At 72.7% G+C, this 20942-nt stretch carries 18 protein-coding genes; 13 read left to right on the top strand and 5 right to left on the bottom strand.

Annotated features, from left to right (window positions below):
• Positions 1–62 precede the first annotated feature (62 nt).
• Positions 63–512: a MarR family winged helix-turn-helix transcriptional regulator gene (locus tag ACSUPV_RS35500; protein WP_359795132.1), complete on the top strand. Its 450-nt coding sequence runs from the start codon at positions 63–65 to the stop codon at positions 510–512.
• A 76-nt stretch (positions 513–588) separates the two neighbouring features.
• On the opposite strand, the gene ACSUPV_RS35495 is transcribed toward ACSUPV_RS35500, so the two are convergent.
• Entirely contained in the window at positions 589–2001 is a 1413-nt protein-coding gene (locus tag ACSUPV_RS35495; protein WP_031114899.1) for a cation:dicarboxylate symporter family transporter, read from the bottom strand.
• Between the two features lie 174 nt (positions 2002–2175).
• Positions 2176–3759 carry a peptide-N4-asparagine amidase gene (locus tag ACSUPV_RS35490; RefSeq protein ID WP_436949254.1) on the bottom strand — a complete coding sequence of 528 codons (1584 nt, stop codon included), beginning with the start codon at positions 3757–3759 and terminating at the stop codon, positions 2176–2178.
• A 200-nt stretch (positions 3760–3959) separates the two neighbouring features.
• Between ACSUPV_RS35490 and ACSUPV_RS35485 the strand changes: the two genes are divergently transcribed.
• The 4 genes from ACSUPV_RS35485 to ACSUPV_RS35470 all read left to right on the top strand — a co-directional run bounded on the left by ACSUPV_RS35485 (position 3960) and on the right by ACSUPV_RS35470 (position 9145).
• Positions 3960–5813 (top strand): ABC transporter ATP-binding protein, encoded by a 1854-nt coding sequence (locus ACSUPV_RS35485; RefSeq protein WP_436949253.1) that lies wholly within the window; start codon positions 3960–3962, stop codon positions 5811–5813.
• Positions 5810–7591, top strand: a complete 1782-nt coding sequence (locus tag ACSUPV_RS35480) for an ABC transporter ATP-binding protein (RefSeq protein ID WP_037761901.1) — start codon at positions 5810–5812, stop codon at positions 7589–7591. The genes ACSUPV_RS35485 and ACSUPV_RS35480 overlap by 4 nt, the downstream gene beginning before the upstream one ends.
• A 789-nt stretch (positions 7592–8380) precedes the next feature.
• Positions 8381–8851: a DUF5709 domain-containing protein gene (locus ACSUPV_RS35475; protein ID WP_037767597.1), complete on the top strand. Its 471-nt coding sequence runs from the start codon at positions 8381–8383 to the stop codon at positions 8849–8851.
• Positions 8852–8899: 48 nt separating this feature from the next.
• The gene (locus tag ACSUPV_RS35470; RefSeq protein WP_031114907.1) at positions 8900–9145 is read left to right on the top strand and encodes a type B 50S ribosomal protein L31; all 246 of its coding nucleotides are present in this window, start codon (positions 8900–8902) and stop codon (positions 9143–9145) included.
• A 22-nt stretch (positions 9146–9167) separates the two neighbouring features.
• On the opposite strand, the gene ACSUPV_RS35465 is transcribed toward ACSUPV_RS35470, so the two are convergent.
• On the bottom strand, positions 9168–9962 hold the full coding sequence (locus ACSUPV_RS35465; protein ID WP_037767594.1) for a metal-dependent hydrolase: 795 nt from the start codon (positions 9960–9962) through the stop codon (positions 9168–9170).
• Between the two features lie 145 nt (positions 9963–10107).
• Between ACSUPV_RS35465 and ACSUPV_RS35460 the strand changes: the two genes are divergently transcribed.
• Entirely contained in the window at positions 10108–12621 is a 2514-nt protein-coding gene (locus ACSUPV_RS35460) for a DEAD/DEAH box helicase (RefSeq protein WP_031114909.1), read from the top strand.
• A 37-nt stretch (positions 12622–12658) separates the two neighbouring features.
• Positions 12659–13531 (top strand): acyl-CoA thioesterase, encoded by an 873-nt coding sequence (locus tag ACSUPV_RS35455; protein WP_382614180.1) that lies wholly within the window; start codon positions 12659–12661, stop codon positions 13529–13531.
• A 280-nt stretch (positions 13532–13811) separates the two neighbouring features.
• Here ACSUPV_RS35455 and ACSUPV_RS35450 read toward each other — a convergent pair whose 3' ends face one another.
• Positions 13812–14420 (bottom strand): TetR/AcrR family transcriptional regulator, encoded by a 609-nt coding sequence (locus ACSUPV_RS35450; RefSeq protein WP_037767589.1) that lies wholly within the window; start codon positions 14418–14420, stop codon positions 13812–13814.
• Positions 14421–14493: 73 nt separating this feature from the next.
• On the opposite strand from ACSUPV_RS35450, the gene ACSUPV_RS35445 reads away from it, so the two are divergent.
• The 3 genes from ACSUPV_RS35445 (at position 14494) to ACSUPV_RS35435 (ending at position 18190) form a co-directional block, all read left to right on the top strand.
• The gene (locus ACSUPV_RS35445; protein WP_436949252.1) at positions 14494–15477 is read left to right on the top strand and encodes an alpha/beta fold hydrolase; all 984 of its coding nucleotides are present in this window, start codon (positions 14494–14496) and stop codon (positions 15475–15477) included.
• A 171-nt stretch (positions 15478–15648) separates the two neighbouring features.
• On the top strand, positions 15649–16224 hold the full coding sequence (locus ACSUPV_RS35440) for a dihydrofolate reductase family protein (protein WP_037767607.1): 576 nt from the start codon (positions 15649–15651) through the stop codon (positions 16222–16224).
• Between the two features lie 70 nt (positions 16225–16294).
• Positions 16295–18190, top strand: coding sequence for an SMI1/KNR4 family protein (locus ACSUPV_RS35435; RefSeq protein WP_436949251.1), 1896 nt, complete (start codon positions 16295–16297; stop codon positions 18188–18190).
• A 33-nt stretch (positions 18191–18223) separates the two neighbouring features.
• On the opposite strand, the gene ACSUPV_RS35430 is transcribed toward ACSUPV_RS35435, so the two are convergent.
• A complete protein-coding gene (locus ACSUPV_RS35430; RefSeq protein WP_382614186.1) occupies positions 18224–18598 on the bottom strand; it encodes a J domain-containing protein in 375 nt (124 codons plus the stop codon).
• A 183-nt stretch (positions 18599–18781) separates the two neighbouring features.
• Here ACSUPV_RS35430 and ACSUPV_RS35425 point away from each other — a divergent pair, with 183 nt between their 5' ends.
• The 3 genes from ACSUPV_RS35425 to ACSUPV_RS35415 all read left to right on the top strand — a co-directional run bounded on the left by ACSUPV_RS35425 (position 18782) and on the right by ACSUPV_RS35415 (position 20849).
• Entirely contained in the window at positions 18782–18934 is a 153-nt protein-coding gene (locus ACSUPV_RS35425; protein ID WP_436949249.1) for a hypothetical protein, read from the top strand.
• Between the two features lie 257 nt (positions 18935–19191).
• Positions 19192–20088 carry a DMT family transporter gene (locus ACSUPV_RS35420; RefSeq protein ID WP_031114916.1) on the top strand — a complete coding sequence of 299 codons (897 nt, stop codon included), beginning with the start codon at positions 19192–19194 and terminating at the stop codon, positions 20086–20088.
• 14 nt (positions 20089–20102) lie between these two features.
• Positions 20103–20849, top strand: coding sequence for an SDR family oxidoreductase (locus ACSUPV_RS35415; RefSeq protein WP_436949248.1), 747 nt, complete (start codon positions 20103–20105; stop codon positions 20847–20849).
• The last annotated feature ends 93 nt before the right edge of the window (positions 20850–20942 follow it).

Raw genomic sequence — 20942 nt, 5'->3', positions numbered from 1 at the left:
GTCGGATCACAGCTCATTGTTACCTATACTCACAATGAACTTCATCCTGATATTGTTCCCGCATGACCACCCCCGATCCCGACGGCCTGCTCGCCGAGCAGTTGCTCCGGCTCACCCGCCGGGTGCACCGCATCCAGAAGCGCCATCTGGAGCAGCGCGAGCTGGGCATCACGCCGGCCCAGTCCCGGCTGCTGCGCACCCTGGCGCACTGGGGCTCGCCGCCGCGCATGGCGGATCTGGCCGAGCGCCTGGAGGTGGTGCCCCGGGCCGTGACGACCCTGGTCGACGCCCTGGAGGCCGGCGGCAAGGTGCGGCGGGTGCCGGATCCGGCGAACCGGCGCGTGATCCGCATCGAGCTCACGGACGACGGCCGGGGCGCGCTGCGCGAGCTGCGGGCGGCGCGCAGGTCGGCCGCGGAGGAGATCCTCGCGCCGCTGACGGAGGATCAGCGCGAGGCGCTCGGGGGGCTGCTGGACACCTTGATCGACGGGACGCCGGTGCGTTCCTGCTGACACCCGGGGGACGCACGACGGGCCGCGGCCGCCGCTCCTTGTGATGGAGCGGCGGCCGCGGCCCGTTCGTTTTCGGTCAACCGACCTCGGGAGCGGGCTCCTTGGGCTTCTGGGCGGGGATGCCCGGCGCCGGAGTCTCGGCCGTGGTCGGCTCGACCGCCGGAGCGTCGTCGCCGTCGCCGTCCTGGGGCGGGTCCGTCTCCTCGCCGTCGAGCGTCTTCTTCGCCCGGGCGAGGTCCAGCGCCCCCTCCCAGCGGGACACGGCGAAGACGGCCACGCAGTTGCCCAGCAGGTTCGTGACGACCCGCATCGAGTCCATGATGCGGTCCACGCCGAGGAGCAGGGCGACGGCCCCGGCCGGAATGGCACCGAGGGACGAGGCCGTCGCGGCCAGGGCGAGGAACGCCGAGCCGGGGATGCCCGCCATGCCCTTGCTGGTCAGCATCAGCACCAGGACCACGGTGACCTGCTGCCCCAAAGTCAGGTCCACGCCCACCGCCTGGGCGATGAACAGGGTGCCGATCGACAGGTAGAGCGAGGCGCCGTCGAGGTTGAACGAGTAACCGGTGGGCAGCACCAGGCCCACGGCGTCGTCGCGGGCGCCGGCCCGGCGCAGCTTCTGCATCACGCGCGGCATGACGGACTCGGTGGAGGCGGTGCCGAGCGCGAGCAGCATCTCCTCGCGGATGTAGCGCAGGAACTTCCAGAGGCTGAGCCCGGTCACCATCCGCAGGGCGACGGCGAGCAGCACGATGAACAGCGCGGCCGCGACGTAGCAGAGCACGATGAGCTTGGCGTACGTCTTCATCACGCCCAGCCCGTAGTTGCCGACCAGGTGGGCCATGGCGCCGAACACCGCGAGCGGGGCCAGCCGCATCACGAAGCCGACGACCGCGAAGATGATCTCCTGGGCCTGCTCGATCGCGGGCAGGATCTTCGGCACCCTGGTGTGCCCGAGGTGGAGCAGGGCCGCGCCCACCAGGCAGGCCAGGATGAGCACCTGGAGCAGCTCGTTGTCGGCGAAGGCACCGATGAAGCTCTGCGGCAGCGCGTTCAGGACGAACTCGGTGGTCGAGGGCAGCTGGCCGCCGCCCGTGGTCTCGTTCACCGCGGAGGCGTCCAGCGACGAGGGGTCGACGTTCATGCCCCTGCCGGGGCCCACGACGTTGGCGGCGACGAGGCCGATGACCAGGGCGGCCGTGGAGGCCACCTCGAACCAGATCAGGGCCTTGACCCCGATCCGGCCGAACGCCTTCAGGTCACCGGCCTTGGCGATGCCGACGACGACCACGCAGAACACCAGCGGCGAGATCACCGTCTTGATGAGCCGGGTGAAACCGTCGCCGAGCGGCTGGAGAGCCGTGGCCGTGTCCGGCCACAGCTTCCCGACGACGATTCCGAGGACGAGCGCGCAGAGGACCTGCGCGAACAGTGAGGTACGCAGCGTGCGTGCGACGCGTCGCGGCAGGGACGGTACGGACGGTGGCACGGGGCCTCCTTGGGGACGGACCACACAGAAGCCGGAGGGGACTTCTGCGATACGGAAAGCGGCTTCCGTGACCGATCACTCTGGAGGCTGTCTTGATCGCGCACAAGACCGCAACGTTTCGGCCATGTAAAAGCGCCCTAAGTGGCGCGTGTCACATGCGCCACATCGAGCGCCTCAGCAACGGCTGCGGTCTGCCGTGAGCACCCCCTGCGCGGTGGTCAGCGTGCGGTCGTAGCAGCCGTGCGAGCCGTACAGCCGGTAGCGCTCGCTGCTGGTGCCGACCGCGTGCCGCTGGTCGCGCGGGACGTTGGCCGTGTAGGTGGCGTCGCCCGTGTAGGTGTCGTCGAGGCGCGACCAGGCCGTGCGCCGGCCGTCGCGCAGGACGACGGTGGTGGCGCGGTCGCCGAGGGTCAGGACCGTGCGCAGCCGGTCGCCCGCGCCGAGGGTGGTCGTGCCGTCCATCGTGTAGGTGCGGTGCGTGCGGGTGCTGCGGCCGTCGACGGTCACCGACTCGTCGTCGGTCCAGGTGGCCTTCAGTCCGTCGCTCGTCTCGCCGTCGGTCCAGCGGTGCTCCGAGGTGTGGCCGAGGGAGCGGCTGACGGTGGTGGTGACCCGCCCGTGCGAGGTGTCGACGTATCCGGCGACGGTCAGCCGGTGGGCGCCCTCGGTGGCCACCCGGTGCTCGGAACCGGGAGTGTATACGGAGGAGTTGGCCAGGTCGCCGGCCTTGTGCACGGTGAGTGCGCCGGTGACCCGGTCGCGCCGTTCGTCCTGCCAGACCAGGACGTTCACGGGCGCGCTCCAGCCGGTCTGCCCCTCGGGCACGCCGACGACCGAGACCTCGACGCGGTGCGGGCGGCCGTCGTTGAGGATCCCGGCGAAGGGGGTGAGGTCGTAGGTGATCGGCTTGATGTCGAAGGCGCGGGGGCCCGGGATCACGTACCAGAGGAACGGGTTGGACCAGCCGCCGGTCCACACCGTCGGGAACGGCGTGGCGATGCCCGCGAGGCGGCCGTCCACGCGGATCTGCACCTCGCGGTAGGGGCCCTGACCGGCCTTGCAGGAGTACGGCGCCGCGTCGGGCACCGTCATGTACCAGTACTCCTCGCAGCCGCCGCCGGAGCCGGTGGCGTACACCTCGGCGACGATGCGTTCGCTGTTGCGCGGGGTGGTGAGGGCCGAGTCGCCGTCGAGGGTGAGGACCCGGTCGGGGCTGCTGCCCTCGGGGCGGCCCTGATGGAACGTCAGCGTGACCGTGACGTCGAGGACGCCCGTGTAGGTGTCGTCGACGACGTTCCCGATGAGCATCTCGACGTCCCGGCTCTCGCGGAAGGTGTCGCTGTAGCGCGTGACGTCCTTCTCCACGGACCACTCGATGCCGTCGGGCGAGGGCTGCGGCGTCGACGTGCGGAAGACCTCGACCCCGCCGACGTGGACGTAGCCGAGCCGGTCGTACTGGCGGCCCTTGACCTTGCCGTCGAGCCGCAGCACCACCTTGCTCCAGCGGTCACCGCAGCCGTCGGGCGGGGTGTACGTGCCGCGGTAGGGGGTGAAGTCGCGGAACTGCGCCCGGGCGAGGGTGACTCGGCAGGACTTCCCGGACGGCCGCTCGACGGGCGGGGCCGCCGTGACCGGGTCGTGCCAGTCGGTGCCGAACTCGTTGGGGACGTCGGCCGCGTGGGCGGAACCGGTCCCGAGGAGGGTGCTCGCCAGGAGGGTCGCTCCGGCAAGCATGGACATGACGATCCGTCTCTTCATGGGCGGTGTTCTACGGGGCCTCCGCCGCCCGCGCAATGAGCACCGGCCCGCCTGGGCAGTCCTGTTCCCACCCGTGTCGGCCGGTTCCGTTCGGTGGGACGAAAACCTGTTGCCTCCCACCACGTGGCGACGCGAACCTGTCACGGTTTGTTGCCTTCGGCCCTCACCCCCATCCCCCTGACACGAGCCACTGGGACGTCATGCAGATTCAAGACCTTCCGTACCCCGACCCGGGCGTGCCGGACGCGCGATCGGGTCCCCGATTCCTGTGGTGGCTCTTCCGGAACCAACTGGGCGGGCAGCTCAAGTCGCTGGCCTGGGGGCTGTTGCACTTCGCCTCCGTCGCCGCGCTGCCGTTCTGCGTCGGCGTCGCCGTGCAGGCCGTCGTCGACCGCTCCGGTTCACGGCTCGCCCTGGCGGGCGGCCTGCTGGTGCTGGCCTGCGCCGGCAACGCGGTCGGCGACACCTTCCTGCACCGCGCCGCCGTCACCAACTGGATCACGGCCGCCGCCCGCGTCCAGCAGCTCCTCGCGCGCAAGGCCGCCCAGTTGGGCTCGGCGCTGACCCGGCGGGTCGCGGCCGGTGAGGTCGTGGCCGTCTCCACGGGTGACGTGGAGAAGATCGGCTGGTTCGTGGAGGCCCTGTCCCGGTTCACCGCGGCCGTGGTCACCATCCTGCTGGTCTGCACCGGCCTGCTCGTCTACCAGCCGGCGCTGGGCGTGGTCGTGGCCGTGGGCCTGCCCGTGCTGGCGCTCGCCGTGCTGCCCCTGCTGCCCCGCGCCACCCGGCGCGCCGACGTCCAGCGCGAGAAGGCCGGACGCGCCACCGAACTCGCCTCCGACACCGTCGCCGGGCTGCGCGTGCTGCGCGGCATCGGCGGCGAGGAGCTGTTCCTCGAGCGCTACCGGCGCGCCTCCCAGGAGGTCCGGCACGCGGCCGTGCGCAGCGCCCGGATGTGGTCCCTGATCACCGCGATCCAGGTCCTGCTGCCCGGACTGCTGCTCATCGCGGTCGTCTGGTACGGCGTGCACCTGGCGCGCCAGGGCCGGATCACCGTCGGCGAACTGGTCACCGTCTACAGCTCGGTGATGGTCCTCACCTATCCGCTGCGGCACTTCGAGGAGATCGCCATGGCGTACTCCTTCTCCCGTCCCTCCGCCAAGCGGGCCGCAGGCGTGCTGTCGCTGGAGCGGGCCACGGACACCGCCGGGTCGCGCACGGCCGGTGTCCCGTCCGGTGACCTGTACGACCCGGAGTCCGGGCTGCTCGCGCCGGCCGGGCGGCTGACCGCGGTGGTGTGCGGCGACCCGGACGCGGCGGGCCGGCTGGCCGAACGGCTGGGCGGGCACCCCTCGCAGGAGGGCACCTCGGTGCTGCTGGGCGGGGTACCCCTCGACGAACTCCCGCTGGCCAGCGCCCGTACGGCCGTCCTCGTCCAGGACAAGGACCCGGTCCTGCTGTCGGGCACGCTGCGCGAGCTGCTCGACGTGCCCGCGTCGGGCGAGGTCGAGCCGCGCCGGGCCCTGGCGGCCGCGCAGTGCGACGACGTGCTGGCCGCGCTGGTGCAGGGGTCGCTGGACGCGACCGACCCCATGGACGCCCGGATCACCGAACGCGGCCGGTCCCTGTCCGGCGGTCAGCGGCAGCGGCTCGCGCTCGCCCGGTCGCTGATCACGGACCCGGAGGTGCTCGTGCTGGACGAGCCGACCTCGGCCGTCGACTCGCACACCGAGGCCCGGATCGCCCAGGGCGTGCGGGAGTTGCGCGAGGGGCGCACGACCGTGGTGTTCACCTCCTCCCCCCTGCTGCTGGACCGGTCCGACCGGGTCGTGTTCCTGCACGAGGGCGAGGTCGTCGCGGTCGGCGCCCACCGGGAGCTGGTGCACTCCGAGCCCCGCTACCGGGCGGTGGTCACACGCGAGACGGACGACGAGGTCGGGCCGTTGCAGGCCGACGTCTTGCAGGAAGCGGTACTGCAGGAAGACGTAGTGCAGGACGACGTATTGCAGCACGACGTATTGCAGGAACTGGAAGAGATCGAGGAGAAGGCATGATCGGCGTAGCGCCACCGGCGTACGACCCGGCGGCCCCGACGACGGCGAGCACCCTGCCGGTGGGGGCCCCCGCGACCGTCCGCGCCTACGTGGCCGAACTACTGCGCCGGCACCGCCGGGCGTTCCTGCTGCTCGTCGCCGTCAACACGGTCGCCGTCGTCGCCTCGATGGCCGGCCCCTGGCTGTTGGGCGGACTGGTGGAGCGGGTGTCCGACGGGGCGCGGGACCTGCGGCTGGAGCTCACCGCCGGGCTGTTCGTGGCCGCGCTGGCCGTCCAGGCCCTGTTCGTCCGTGAGGTGCGGCTGCGCGGCGCGATGCTGGGCGAGCGGATGCTGGCCGACCTGCGCGAGGATTTCCTCGTCCGGTCGGTCGGGCTGCCGCCCGGCGTGCTGGAGCGGGCCGGGACCGGCGACCTGCTGTCCCGGATCACGACGGACATCGACCGGCTGGGCAACGCGATGCGCGAGGCCGTGCCCCAGCTGTCCATCGGCGTGGTGTGGGTGGTCCTGCTGATGGGCGGGCTGGTCGTCACGGCGCCGCCGCTGGCGCTCGCCGTGCTGCTCGCCCTGCCGCTGCTGATCGTCGGCTGCCGCTGGTACTTCCGGCGGGCGCCCTCGGCCTACCGCTCGGAGTCCGCCGGGTACGCCGCCGTGGCCGCCGCGCTCGCCGAGACGGTGGACGCCGGGCGCACCGTCGAGGCCCACCGTCTCTCCGACCGCCGCATCGCGCTGTCGGAGCGCCGGATCCGGGAGTGGACCGCCTGGGAGCGGTACACGCTCTGGCTGCGGTCGGTGCTCTTCCCGGTCATCAACACCACCCATGTGACGGTGCTCGCCTCGGTCCTGATGATCGGCGGTGTGTTCGCCCTCCAGGGGTGGATCGACGTCGGGCAGCTCACGACCGGCGCGCTGATCGCCCAGATGCTCGTCGACCCGGTGGGCATGATCCTGCGCTGGTACGACGAGCTGCAGGTGGCGCAGGTGTCGCTGGCCCGGCTCGTCGGGGTCCGGGACATCGAGCCGGACGAGGGTGACGCCGAGCTGGCCCCCGACGGGCGCCATGTGCACGCCGACCGGGTGCACTTCGGCTACCTGGAGGGCGTGGACGTCCTGCGCAAGGTGTCCCTGGAGGTCGCCCCCGGCACACGGCTGGCCCTGGTCGGCCCCTCGGGGGCGGGCAAGTCCACGCTCGGCCGGCTGCTCGCCGGGATCTACGCGCCCCGGGACGGCCGGATCACGCTGGGCAGCGCCGAGCTGTCCCGGATGCCCGCGGAGCGCGTCCGCGAGCATGTGGCGCTCGTCAACCAGGAGCACCACGTCTTCGTGGGCTCCCTGCGCGACAACCTCCTGCTGGCCCGGACGGGGGCCGGGGACGCCGAGCTGTGGGCGGCGCTGGGCGCGGTCGACGCGGACGGCTGGGCGCGGGCCCTCGACGACGGCCTGGACACCGAGGTCGGCTCGGGCGGCCTGGCGCTCACCCCGGCGCAGGCCCAGCAGATCGCGCTGGCCCGCCTGGTGCTGGCCGACCCGCACACGCTCGTCCTGGACGAGGCGACGTCCCTGCTCGACCCGCGCGCCGCCCGCCACCTGGAGCGCTCACTGGCCCGGGTCCTGGACGGCCGCACGGTGGTCGCCATCGCGCACCGGCTGCACACCGCGCACGACGCGGACGTCATCGCCGTGGTCGAGAACGGCCGCATCAGCGAGCTGGGCAGCCACCAGGAGCTGGTCGCTGCGGACGGGGCGTACGCGGCGCTGTGGAGGTCATGGCACGGCTGAGGGGCCCGGACACGGGCGGGTCCGGCGGTGGGCCGGTGGGGAGCGGCCTCGGGCGTGGGCGCGGGGAGCAGGTGCCCGGGCGTGGGCGCGGGGAGCACATGCCCGGGCGGGCGGGCCGGCGGTGCGCCAGTGCCGAGCCGGGCGTGGGCCCTGGGAGCACCTACCCGGGCGGGCCGGCGGTGCGCCAGTGCCGAGCCGGGCGTGGGCCCTGGGAGCACCTACCCGGGCAGGCGGTCCAGCGGTGCGCCGGTGCCGAGCCGCCCCCGGGCGTGAGCCCGAGGAGCACATGCCCGGGCGGGCGGGCCGGCGGTGCGCCGGTGCCGAGCCGCCCCCGGCCGGGGGCCCGGGGCAGCACCTACCCGGGCGAGCCTGGCGTCGCGCCTGTGCCGGGGCGCCCCCCGGGGTGGGGCGCGTGCGGGCGGACCGGCGTAGCGCCCGTGGCGAGCCCGGGGCCGGGGGTAGGGGCACGCGCCCGCGGCGCCCGGCGGTCCCCGGTGCCGAGCCGCCCCCTGGGGTAGAGGCACTCGCCACGGCAGGGCCGGTTCCGCCGGTGCCGAGGCCGGGGCCGGGGCACGGCACGGCACGGCACGGACACCGCCGCGCCCGGCGCGTCCCCGTCGTGGCGTTGCGCGGTGGCGCGGCTCGGTGGAAGGCTGGAGTCAGGCACCGGCTCGGGGAACGCCCGGGAACCACGCGGTTCGGCGACGGGCGGCGCCAGTGCTCCGTGCGGCGGCGGCCCGGCACGGGCCCCGTCGACGACGGGCCCGTCCCCACCCCCTGGAGGTACCCGTGAACAGCTCCGACGGCTGGGGCGACGACGTCTACCAGCCGGACCAGGACGAGCAGAGGGAGGACACGGGGCTGCTCGACGCCGAGGACACCCTGGAGTACGACGGCGTCGACGATCCCCTGGACCGCGGCTGGTCCCCTCCCGAGCGGCCCTGGGCCGTCGAGCACCTCGGCGTGACGGCGGCCGAGCGGCTGCGGGGCGAGACGCTGGACCAGCGGCTCTCCGAGGAGCTGCCGGATCCCGTCGCGCCCGACGGCGACGGTCTCGGGGACTGCCAGGGCACGGACGGGGAACTCCTGGACAACGAGGTGGGCGCCGCCCGCTCCGGCCGCCTGGTGGCACCGGACGAGGGCGCGCACGAGGACGAGGAGCCCGCGCTGGTCGCCATGGACGTGGGCATCGACGGCGCGGCCGCGTCGGCCGAGGAGGCCGCCGTGCACATCGTCGACGAGGACACCCTGCCCGGCTGACACCACCGGTTGATCGCAGAACCGACCCGAGCCGTCCGAGGAGCATCCATGCAGCAGGACAAGCACCCCGACTACCACCCCGTCGTCTTCCGCGACCGCGCCGCCGGTTACGCGTTCCTGACCCGGTCCACCGCGACCAGCGACCAGACCATCGAGTGGGACGACGGCGAGACCTACCCGGTCGTGGACGTGGAGATCTCCTCGGAGAGCCACCCCTTCTACACGGGCAAGGCCCGCACGGTGGACTCGGAGGGCCGGGTCGCGGCGTTCGAGCGGCGGTACGGCAGCGGCTGAACCCCGGCGCCCGGCCCCGCGCTCAGATCACGTTCAGCGCCGCCGCGCAGCCCACCCCGCCGAGCACCATGAACGCCGGCATCAGCACTCGGAGCTCGACCCAGCTGCCCGCCCGGAACCGCATGGCCTTGGGCGGGCCCACCGGGTACCAGCGCTTGCGCCCGACCGGGATGGGCCACAGGATCGGGCAGCCGGAGACGGTCAGCGCGTCCCCGATGTCGTGCACGATCGCGCCCAGCACGACCGGCAGCCCCAGCCACAGGTACTCCTGGCCCGGCGCCGTGAACAGCCAGTCCGCGCCGTTGCCCGGCTTGTCCAGCATGCCCGCGAGGATCCACGACGTGGTCGCGGCCAGCAGCCAGACCAGGACGTCGGCGCTGGAGCCGCGGGTCGCCCGCCACAGCAGGCCCTCGATGGCCAGGACCAGGTGCACGAAGAGGATCGCGAGCACCCCCCAGCGGTCGCTGGTGATCGCCACGACCGAGGTGCCCGCGCCGATGAGGACCGCCCACAGCCAGGTGTGCGTGAGGGTGCGGTGCCCGCCGGAGCGGCGCGGATCGCCCTGCTTCTTCGTGGCCTTGTAGACGGCGTACGACAGCTTGTCGACGATCTCGCACAGCCAGCGCGACAGCGGTCCGAAGGACCGGGAGATGGTGGCCGCCTTGTGGTCCAGGTCCGGGGCGAGGGCGGCTCCGGCGCAGATCAGGGCGCCGACGAGGAGGACCGGCCAGGGCATCGGGTGCCCGGCGGCGGCCGCGGCCGCACCGACGCCGAGCCAGGCGGCGGCGCCCGACAGTGAGTGTGCTGGTCCCATCATGGCCGTTGCCCGCCCCATTCCTCGTGTGCCGCTGTCCAGTTGACCGGGTGCGCTGACGCGTCGTCGGCGCCCCAGCGTAGCGTTCGTGATCTTCCGGGCCGCAGCCGATTCCCGCATCGGGCACCGGGCCAGGCAAGATGGGGGCGTGACCCTCATCGATCAGCTGCCGCGGACCGCCGACCCCGACGCCCTGTACGAAGCCTTCGAGTCGTGGGCCGGCGAGCGGGGTCTCACGCTCTACCCCCACCAGGAGGAGGCGCTGATCGAGGTGGTCTCCGGCGCGAACGTGATCGTGTCGACGCCCACCGGTTCCGGCAAGAGCATGATCGCGGCGGGCGCGCACTTCGCGGCCCTGGCCCGCGACGAGGTCACCTTCTACACGGCGCCGATCAAGGCGCTGGTGTCGGAGAAGTTCTTCGAGCTGTGCAAGATCTTCGGCACGGAGAACGTCGGCATGCTCACCGGCGACGCCTCGGTCAACGCCGACGCCCCCGTGATCTGCTGCACTGCCGAGGTCCTCGCGTCGATCGCGCTGCGCGACGGCAAGGACGCGGACGTCGGCCAGGTCGTGATGGACGAGTTCCACTTCTACGCCGAGGGCGACCGCGGCTGGGCCTGGCAGATCCCGATCCTGGAGCTGCCGCAGGCGCAGTTCGTGCTGATGTCGGCGACGCTCGGCGACGTCTCCTTCTTCGAGAAGGACCTCACCCGCCGCACCGGCCGCCCCACGGCGGTGGTCCGCTCGGCGACCCGCCCGGTGCCGCTGTCCTACGAGTACCGGTACACGCCGCTCACGGAGACGCTGACCGACCTGCTCCAGGCCCGGCAGGCGCCCGTCTACATCGTGCACTTCACGCAGGCACAGGCCGTGGAGCGGGCGCAGGCGCTGATGAGCATCAACATGTGCTCGAAGGAGGAGAAGGAGCAGATCGCCGAGCTGATCGGCAACTTCCGCTTCACCACCAAGTTCGGCCGCAACCTCTCCCGTTACGTGCGGCACGGCATCGGCGTCCACCACGCGGGCATGCTGCCCAAGTACCGGCGTCTGGTGGAGAAGCTCGCGCAGGCCGGTCTGCTGAAGGTCATCTGCGGCACGGACACGCTCGGCGTCGGTGTCAACGTGCCTATCCGCACGGTGCTGTTCACGGCGCTCACCAAGTACGACGGCACCCGCGTGCGCACCCTGCGGGCCCGGGAGTTCCACCAGATCGCGGGCCGCGCCGGGCGGGCCGGGTTCGACACGGAGGGCTTCGTCGTCGCACAGGCCCCCGAGCACGTCGTCGAGAACGAGAAGGCCCTCGCCAAGGCCGGCGACGACCCGAAGAAGCGCCGCAAGGTCGTCCGCAAGAAGGCCCCCGAGGGGTTCGTCGCCTGGTCGGAGCAGACCTTCGAGAAGCTCATCGACTCCGAACCGGAGCCGCTCACCTCCCGGTTCCGGGTGACGCACACCATGCTGCTGTCGGTGATCGCCCGCCCCGGCAACGCCTTCGAGGCGATGCGCCGGCTGCTGGAGGACAACCACGAGCCGCGCAAGCAGCAGCTGCGGCACATCCGCCGGGCCATCGCCATCTACCGCTCGCTGCTCGACGGCGGCATCGTCGAGAAGCTCGACGAGCCCGACGCGACCGGCCGCATCGTCCGGCTCACGGTCGACCTCCAGCAGGACTTCGCCCTCAACCAGCCGCTGTCCACGTTCGCGCTCGCCGCGTTCGAGCTGCTGGACCCCGAGTCGCCGTCGTACGCGCTCGACATGGTGTCCGTCGTGGAGTCCACCCTGGACGACCCGCGGCAGATCCTCGCCGCCCAGCAGAACAAGGCGCGCGGCGAGGCCGTCGCCCAGATGAAGGCGGACGGCGTCGAGTACGAGGAGCGCATGGAGCGACTCCAGGACATCACGTACCCGAAGCCCCTGGAGGAGCTGCTCTTCCACGCGTACAACACGTACCGCAAGAGCCACCCCTGGGTCGGCGACCACCCGCTGTCGCCGAAGTCGGTCATCCGCGACATGTACGAACGGGCGCTGTCCTTCACGGAGTTGGTGTCCCACTACGAACTGGCCCGCACCGAGGGCATCGTGCTGCGCTACCTCGCCAGCGCCTACAAGGCCCTCGACCACACCGTCCCGGACGACCTGAAGTCCGAGGACCTGCAGGACCTGATCGAGTGGCTGGGCGAGATGGTGCGCCAGGTCGACTCCAGCCTGCTGGACGAGTGGGAGCAACTGGCCAACCCGGAGGAGATGACCGCGGAGGAGGCCCAGGAGAAGGCCGACGAGGTCAAGCCGGTCACCGCCAACGCGCGCGCCTTCCGCGTCCTGGTCCGCAACGCCATGTTCCGCCGCGTCGAACTCGCCGCCCTCGACCAGGTCGAGGAGCTGGGCGAGCTGGACGCCGAGTCCGGCTGGGACGCCGACGCCTGGGGCGAGGCCATGGACAAGTACTGGGACGAGTACGACGAACTCGGCACCGGCCCCGACGCCCGCGGCCCGAAGCTGCTGCTCATCGAGGAGGAGCCGGAGAACGGCCTGTGGCGCGTCCGGCAGATCTTCCACGACCCGAACGGCGACCACGACTGGGGCATCAGCGCCGAGGTGGACCTCACCGCCTCGGACGCGGAGGGCCGTGCGGTCGTCCGGGTCACCGACGTCGGCCAGCTGTGACGGGCCGGGCCGCAGCGAGCACAGGAGGATCCCACCGATGACGACGAACCCGGCCGAGAGGCTCGTGGACCTGCTCGACCTGGAGCAGATCGAGGTCAACATCTTCCGTGGCCGCAGCCCGCAGGAGTCCCTGCAGCGGGTCTTCGGCGGGCAGGTGGCGGGCCAGGCGCTGGTCGCCGCCGGCCGCACCACGGAGGGCGACCGTCCGGTGCACTCGCTGCACGCGTACTTCCTGCGCCCCGGCCGGCCGGGTGTGCCGATCGTCTACCAGGTCGAGCGGGTGCGCGACGGCCGGTCGTTCACGACCCGCCGGGTCACGGCCGTGCAGCAGGGCCGCACGATCTTCAACCTCACCGCCTCCTTCCACAAGCCGGAGGAGGGCAGTTTCGAGCACCAGCTGCCGCCGGCCCGCTACGTCCCGAACCCGGAGTCGCTTCCGACCGTCACGGACGAGATCCGGGAGCATCTGGGCACCCTGCCCGAGCAGTTGGAGCGGATGGCCCGCCGCCAGCCCTTCGACATCCGCTACGTGGACCGGCTGCGCTGGAGCGCGGAGGACGTCGAGGACGCCGAGCCGCGCAGCGCCGTGTGGATGCGCGCGGTCGGGCCGCTCGGCGACGACCCGCTCGTCCACACCTGCGCCCTCACCTACGCCAGCGACATGACCCTGCTGGACGCCGTCCGCATTCCGGTCGAGCCGCTGTGGGGCCCGCGCGGCTTCGACATGGCGTCCCTCGACCACGCCATGTGGTTCCACCGCCCGTTCCGCGCGGACGACTGGCTGCTGTACGACCAGGAGTCCCCCATCGCGGTCGGCGGCCGTGGTCTGGCCCGGGGCCGGATCTACGACCGTAACGGCCGGCTGGTCGTGTCGGTCGTGCAGGAGGGGCTCTTCCGAAAGCTCGGCTGACGCGACCCTTCGGCACTGCGGCGCGCCGACCGGGGTTCGGGCGCGGCCCTTCGGCACTGGGGCGGGCCGACCGGGGGTTCGGGCGCGGCCCTTCGGCACTGCGGGGCGCGTGCGTCCGGGCGACCAGCAGCACCGACGCGGGCTCGCCGCGGGCCGACGAGGTTTCGGACGCGGTCCATCGGCACTGCGGCCGGCCGACCGAGTTCCTGGCGCGGTCCATCGGCACTGCGGCGGGCCGACGGGGTTTCCGGCGCGGCCCCTCAGGCGGCACCGGCGGGGTTCACTTCGCGGGCTGGAAGATCAGGTCCAGCTGGTGGGCGAGCACGCCGGTGGCCGACTCGGCGCTGCGCTGCCCGACCAGGACGCTCGTGCCGAGCCCGGCGGACAGGGACAGCAGGCCGGCCGCCGCCGCACGGGGGTCCACGCCCGGCCGCAACTCCCCCTGCTCCGCCGCTTGCCGGAGCAGCCCGGCCACGGTGTCCTCGGCGCTGTCCGGGTCCTTGATGAACGGCTGGGCGGCGAGCGCCTCGTCGGTCACGGCCAGGACCGCGTACGAGGTGTACAGGTGGTGGAAGGTGCGGCTCTCGGCATCGACCGGCAGGGCGGCCGCCAGGAGCGCCTCGATCACCGCGCGCGCCCCCGGATCGGCCCCGGCAGCCGCAACCCGGGCGGCCACCCGTTGCGCGAACCGCTCGGTGAGATGCCGCAGCCCGAAGAGCAGCAGCTTCTCCTTGGACTCGAAGTAGTACTGCACCAGCCGCAGCGAGACACCCGCCTCCGCGGCCACGTCGCGCATCCCCACCGCGTGGAGGCCCAGCCGCCCGGCGGCCCGGACGAGTGCCTCCGCGATCTCCGTCCGCCGCTCCGCATGGTCCACGCGCCTGGGCATCCTTCGGCTCTCCGCTCCGGTCGGCAGTGCACGGGCCCTCCGGCCCCTTTGATGATACAGCCGTACCACCATCATGGTACGGTCGTATCACGAAGATGGACCGTTCCGGGAGGTAGCCGTGTCCCCGTCCGCAACAGCCCCCCGCCAGGCCGATGTCGGCCGCTTCGTCAGCGACGCCTGGCGCGAGCGGTACTTCGCCGCCTGCGACGCCGTCTACGCCCTGGGCGCCCCGGCTTCCTGGGAACAGGACGTGGAGACGTCCTTCGCGACCACTCACGTCTACCGTTACGACCCCGCCGACCCGGCCGCCCGCGACCGCACCCCGGTCGTCCTCGTGCACGGCGCGGGCAGCTGCTCCGCCATGTGGTACCCGAACACCGCCGACCTCAGCGGTGAGCGGACCGTCTACGCGCTCGACACCCCGGGCGACCCCGGCCGCAGCGTCCAGCGCGCCCCCATCCACCAGCCCGAGCGGGCCGCCCAGTGGCTCGACGAGTCCCTCGCCGCCCTCGGGCTCGACCGGGTCCACCTCGTCGGCAGCTCGTACGGCGGCTGGCTCGCCCTGAACCAGGCACACCTGAGGCCCGAGCGCCTCGCCTCGGTCACACTGCTCGACCCGGGCGGCCTGGAGAAGGTGGGGCTGCGCTTCTTCGTCTGGATCTTCGCGAGCCTGTTCGCCACCTTCGCCCCCAAGGCACTCCGGCCCCGCCTCGCCGCCTGGCTGGAGCAGCCGGTGCTCGTGGTGCCGGAACTGCGCGCCATGATCAGGAGCGGAGTCCGCGCCTACCGCATACGCCGCCCTGCGCCCCTGCCCCTGTCCGACGCCGAACTGGCCGGCATCACCACGCCGTTGTACCTGCTCATGGGCAAGCGCAGCCTGCTGGTACACCCCCAGCGGCAGGTGGAGCGCGTCCCACGGCTCATCCCGGGCGCCCGGGCCGAGATCCTCTCCGGAACCGGCCACGGACCCCAGATCGACCATGCCGAGCGGAGCAACCGCCTGATGCTGAACTTCATGGACGCCGTGGAGCGCGGCGCGGCCGATGCGGTGAGGTGAGAGCGCGCGGGGCAGAGGCGAGGGCAGGGGCAGGCCGCGTCCTCCTCGACGGGCGCGGCGATGAGTTCCGGGGGCGTGCCGGGTCTATCGGTGTGACGGCCGGCGAAGTGAGCCCGGGAGGATCGCCGGCCCGTGCCCGCACCGGTCAGCCCGCTCGACGAGGAGAACGCCATGACCGCCACGTACACCTTCGACGTCTTCTCCAGCCTCGACGGCTACGGCGCCGCCCGTGCCGACTGGACCGGCTACTGGGGCAAGCAGGGCCCCGAGCTGCTCGACCACCGCCTGGCCCTGTACGGCGCGGAGCAGCGGATGGTCTTCGGGGCCAACACGTACCGGGCGTTCGCGGACATGCTGGCCTCGAGCACCGACGACTCCGACGTGCGTGACCCATGGGTCACCCGGATGAGGAACCTGCCGGCAACGGTGGTGTCGACGACCCTGGAAGGCCCCCTCGACTGGCCCGACGCGACCGTGGTGAGCGGCGACGCCGTGGACGTCGTCGCCCGGCTCAAGGAGGAGTCCGACGTGCCGTTGCGCTCCCACGGCAGCCTGTCGATGAACCGGGCGCTGATGGCCGCCGGCCTCGTCGACCGCCTCCAGGTGACGCTCTTCCCCGTCATCACCGCCCGGACCGGGCTGGACCCGATCTTCCAGGGTGCGGCCGACTTCGACCTGGAGCTGCTCGAGAACCGGACGCTCGACGGGCACATCCAGGAGCTCGTCTACCGGCCCACCCTCCACTGACCCGTACGGAGGGGAAGAGGGCCGCGGATCGCGGGGGCCACTGTCAGTGGCGGGTGGCAGCATCGGTCACATGACGGACACCACGGCATTCGACTGGCGTTCCTTCCTGCTCAAGTGGAGCGGGGAGTGGGCGGATTCCCTGCCGGACGACGATCCGCGGAGCCAGGACGACGAGGCCGCGTGGCAGGCGCGGTGGCTGGGGTTCCCGCCCGCGTCCGAGGAGCGGATCGCCGCCCTGGAGGAGCGTCTCGGCCGCCGGATACCCCCGTCGTACCGGGAGTTCCTCAAGGTCAGCGACGGGTGGCGGCACGCGGGCGGCTTCGTGTGGCTGCTGGCGGGGACCAAGGACGCGCACTGGCACGCCAACGAGTCGGGGCTCGCCGACATGATGGAGGAGTACCTGGACGAGGACGCCGGTCCCGAGGAGCGGCGGGAGGCGGACCTCTGGCGGCGCGGGCTGCAGCTCGACGTCGAGTCCGACGCCACCTACGTCCTCCTGGACCCCGAGGACGTGGACGAGGACGGCGAGTGGGCCGTGTACACCTGGGCGAGCTGGCGGGCCGAGGCACCCGAGCGGCACGCCACCTTCCTCGCGTTCATGCGGGACATGCACCGGGAGTTCCACAGCCTGGGCGCGCACCGGACCGAGGGACAACGGGAGTTCGCCAACGACACGACGCGAGAGCTCGACGCCCGGGTCGAGCAGGCGCGGCTGGAGGCCCTGCGCGGCGGCTGGGAGCGGGCCGGAAGGGCGCTGGACGAGGCGAAGGACTACGGCAGACCGCGGGCCGCGGGGCTGGGCGACCAGATACGCCGCCTGCTCGGCGAGACCTACATGGTGTACTACGACGGGCTGGTGACGGACCCTCAGTACGCTCCCGAGCTGCTGCCGCCGCTGGTCGCCGAGCACGCGGCACACTCGTACCGGGACGACTCCACGCTGCTCTTCCATCTGCGCGGCGCGGACGACGACGTGGTGTCCCTCGCCCACGCGACGCTGGACCAAGTGCGGAACGGCACGTACCGGTACGCGCCGGCCGGACCGTTCGGGGAAGCGGTCGAGCGGGCGCGGGAGCTGGCCCGGTGGGGGGACTCCGACAGGGCGTGGCGGACACTGATCGATGCCCTGCCCCTGTGGGAGCCGCTGGGGCCCGACCACTTGGCGCCGCTGGGATGGGTGGCCGATCCCGTGCTCGGGCCGCTGCTGACTCCGGAGCGCGGCAGGGAGTTGCTGTCCACGCCGAGGGGCGGGCAGGAGGGTGAGGCACCGCGCCCGGTGGCCGGACTCGACCCGGGCGGCCTGGCGTGGCTCGCGGAGGCGGACCCGGGCAACAACCGCACGTCCTACCGGTTCGTCCTGGTCGAGGGGGTGGAGCCGGAGGAGCTGCCCGCACGCCTCGCGGACGGAGACGGCGCCGCGCTGAACGAACCCATGACCCTCTGGGAGGCGCGCCGCAGATCGTTGCAGCACCGGCAGGAGTTCTCGTCCTTCGACGACAGGGCTCTCATGGCGGTGGGCCGGGCCGGCGCGGGATGGAGCTTCGCCTTCGACGGTGATCCCGCGCCGTTCGACCTGCGGCGGTTCGTCTCCCCGGCCGCGGCCGCCGGCGCGGACACCCGCGCGGTGGTGGTCTGGAGCGGCCTGAGGCCACGGCACGGGGAGCCGTTCTTCCACCTCTCGGTGGCGCGAGGCGGTGTCGAGCAGTACGCGTTCACGCACGCGGACGGAAAGACCCGGCGGAGCGGGGAGATACCGCGGGCGCTGGACCCGAGCCAGTTCTTCGGCGATGGCCTTGAGGACCGCGCCGAGGTGGAACGGTCGCTGCTGGAAGCGGTGGGCGGGGAGTTCGGTGTGTCGCTGCCGCGCCATGCCATCGTCAACGGACGGCTGCACACGTTCACCACCCGGTCCTGGACGCGTCCGCCGCAGGACGGCGAGACGTACATGGTGATCCGGATCGGGTAGACCGGCTGACGGCATCTCCCTTCAGACGCGACGTCACGGCCTCGTGCGGCCAGGCCCCGGCGCCCACCGGACGGGTCCGGCGCGCAACGGGGGCTCGGGGCGGGCGGCCCCGAGCCCCAGCCCCACCACGTACGGCCGCGTCGGCCGCAGGCGCGGGGCGGAGACCCGTCCGCCGCCGGACGTCCGCTCGCGCGTCTCGTCGTAGGCCGCGCGCAGGGCCGGATCACGGAGGGTGTCGTACGCCGCCCTCAGCTCACCGAACCGTTCCGCGGTGTCAGCGTCGACACATGTGTCGGGCCGCAGCTCCCGCACCCGGGCGCGAAAGGCGGAGGTGATCGCCGACGCCGTCGCCGAGGGTTCCACCCCCAGCACCGCATAGAGGTCCGACCTCCGGTCCCGCGCCTGCACCCTGACCACCTCCCGGCCCGCTGATCTGCGCCTTTGTATCCGACTGCCTTCACCAACGGGATAAGACCTGAGCGAACCCTTGTCAAGATTCACCCAGGGGACATGTGAGCTGTGACATTGCCGGACAAAGCGGCCGACCTGCACGATGACCCGGACCAGCGACGTCAAGGAAAGCAGCTCCCCATGGGTGATCATGTGCACGTCCGACTCAGCCAGGGCCTGAGCGTGTCGGAAGAAGGGGACCTGATCGAGCACTCCCGCTGCCGCTGCGGGGCCACCTTCACCAAGGTGTTCGACGCCGAGGAAGGGGAGCCGGAAGGCCCGCCCCGGTCCTGACGCACGCACGCGGTCCGGCCCGCGCTGACGTGGTGGCTCTGGGACACACCCACGGTGGTTGGTGGTGGAACTGGCGTCGGTCCGGGCGTGAGTCCCGGGGCCCGGCGGGGGTCCGGGGGCCGGGGGGCCGTGCGTGAGTCCAGACCAGGCATGAACCGCCCGCGCGGCTCCGATCGCGTCGGTGCCCCGGTCCGGCGACCATGGCAGGAAGAGGCCCAGCCGGCGTCACACGCCCGCCGATCCGGGAGGTGACCACGCTGCACACCCTGCTCCCCGTCGTGTTCGCGGTCTGCGCGGCCTTCAGCAACGCCGTGGCCACGGTGCTGCAGCGCAAGGCGGCACTCACCGTGCCGCGTTCGGAGGGCTTCCGGGCCGGACTGATGCTCGATCTGCTGCGCCGGCCCGTCTGGCTGGCCGGGATCATCGCGGTGATCGGCGCCGCCGTCTGCCAGGCGCTGGCGCTCGCGACCGGGCCGCTGACGATCGTGCAACCGCTGTTCGTGCTGGAGCTGCCGCTGACCCTCGTCGTCGCCTCGCTGCTGATGCACCGGCGTCTGCCGGGCACGGGCTGGCTGGCCGTGACGGTGGTGGTGGCGGGATTGGCGATCGCGCTCGCCGCCGCGTCGCCCACCGGCAACCGCACCCATGTGGAGCTGGACCGCTGGATCCCCGCCCTCACCGTGTGCGCGGGGGCGGTGGTGGGCCTCGCCCTGGCCGCCGTCCGGCGCCCGGAGGGCCGGGCCCGGGCGGCGTGCCTGGGTGCCGCGACGGCGATCAGCTACGCGGTGACGGCGGCACTGATGAAGGCCGCCACCCACATCCTCGACGACCAGGGGATCCTGGCTTTCCTCACCGCCTGGCAGACGTACGCGTTCGCCGCGACCGGCGTGTGCGCGCTGTTCCTGCTGGAGAACGCGATGCAGGCCGGTCCGCTGGTCGCCTCGCAGCCCGCACTCACCCTCGGCGACGCGCTGGTGAGCCTCGCCCTCGGCATCCTGCTGTACGAGGAGACGGTCCGCTCCGGCTGGTGGCTGCTGCCCCAACTGTTCGGTGTGGCGCTGATCGCCGCGGGCGTCCTCGCGCTGGCGCGGATCCCGCTGACCCAGTCGCTGGTGGCGCCGGACGAAGAACGCCGGCCGGCCGAAGCGCCCTGAGCCAAGGACGCACGATGGGACGTCTCGACGAGCAGGTGGCCCTCGTCACCGGTGGAGCCGGGGGCATCGGAACCGCGGTGGCCCGTGCCCTCGCGGCCGAGGGTGCCGCCGTCGTGATCGCCGACATCCGGGACGCCGAGGGCACGGATCTGGCGGCACGGCTCGGCGGCCGGGCCCGCTTCACCCACCTGGACGTCACCAGCGAGGACGACTGGCGGCGGGCTCTGGCCGAGACCGAGCGGGACCTGGGACCGGTCTCGGTCCTCGCGAACATCGCGGGGATCATCGACTGGGGCCCGATGGAGGAACAGAGCCCCGAGTCGTTCCGCCGGGTCGTCGACGTCAACCTCACCGGCGCCTGGCTGGGCATGCGCGCGACGGCACCGTCGCTGCGCCGGGCCGGCGGCGGGGTCATCGTGAACATGTCCTCCCTGTCCGGGCTGACCGCCTACGCCGGTGTCGGCGCGTACGCGGCCAGCAAGTGGGGGCTGCGCGGACTGACCAAGACCGCCGCGCCGGCACTGGCGCCCGACCGGGTCCGGGTCTGCTCCGTGCACCCGAGCCGTCCGCACCCCCATGACGGCCGGCTTCGGCGACGCGTACACCGCCGGTCAGCCGATCCCCGGTTCGGCGAGCCCGAGGAGGTCGCCCGCATGGTGCTCTTCATCGTCACCGACGCCACCTTCTCGACGGGCTGCGCGTTCGTCCTGGACGGCGGCGTCCTCGCCGGACCGCCGACCGTCCTGAACCCCACCGACTGACGACACCCCGCCGACCGACGTGCCTTCGCCGACCCACGACACCCGCCCACCATCGCCTCTCCGCCGATCGACGCCGGCCGACGACCGACGTGC

It is taken from the genome of Streptomyces sp. SudanB52_2052, assembly GCF_964272415.1.
GTDB lineage: Bacteria > Actinomycetota > Actinomycetes > Streptomycetales > Streptomycetaceae > Streptomyces > Streptomyces olindensis.
This window is presented reverse-complemented; position numbering and strand designations above follow the sequence as displayed.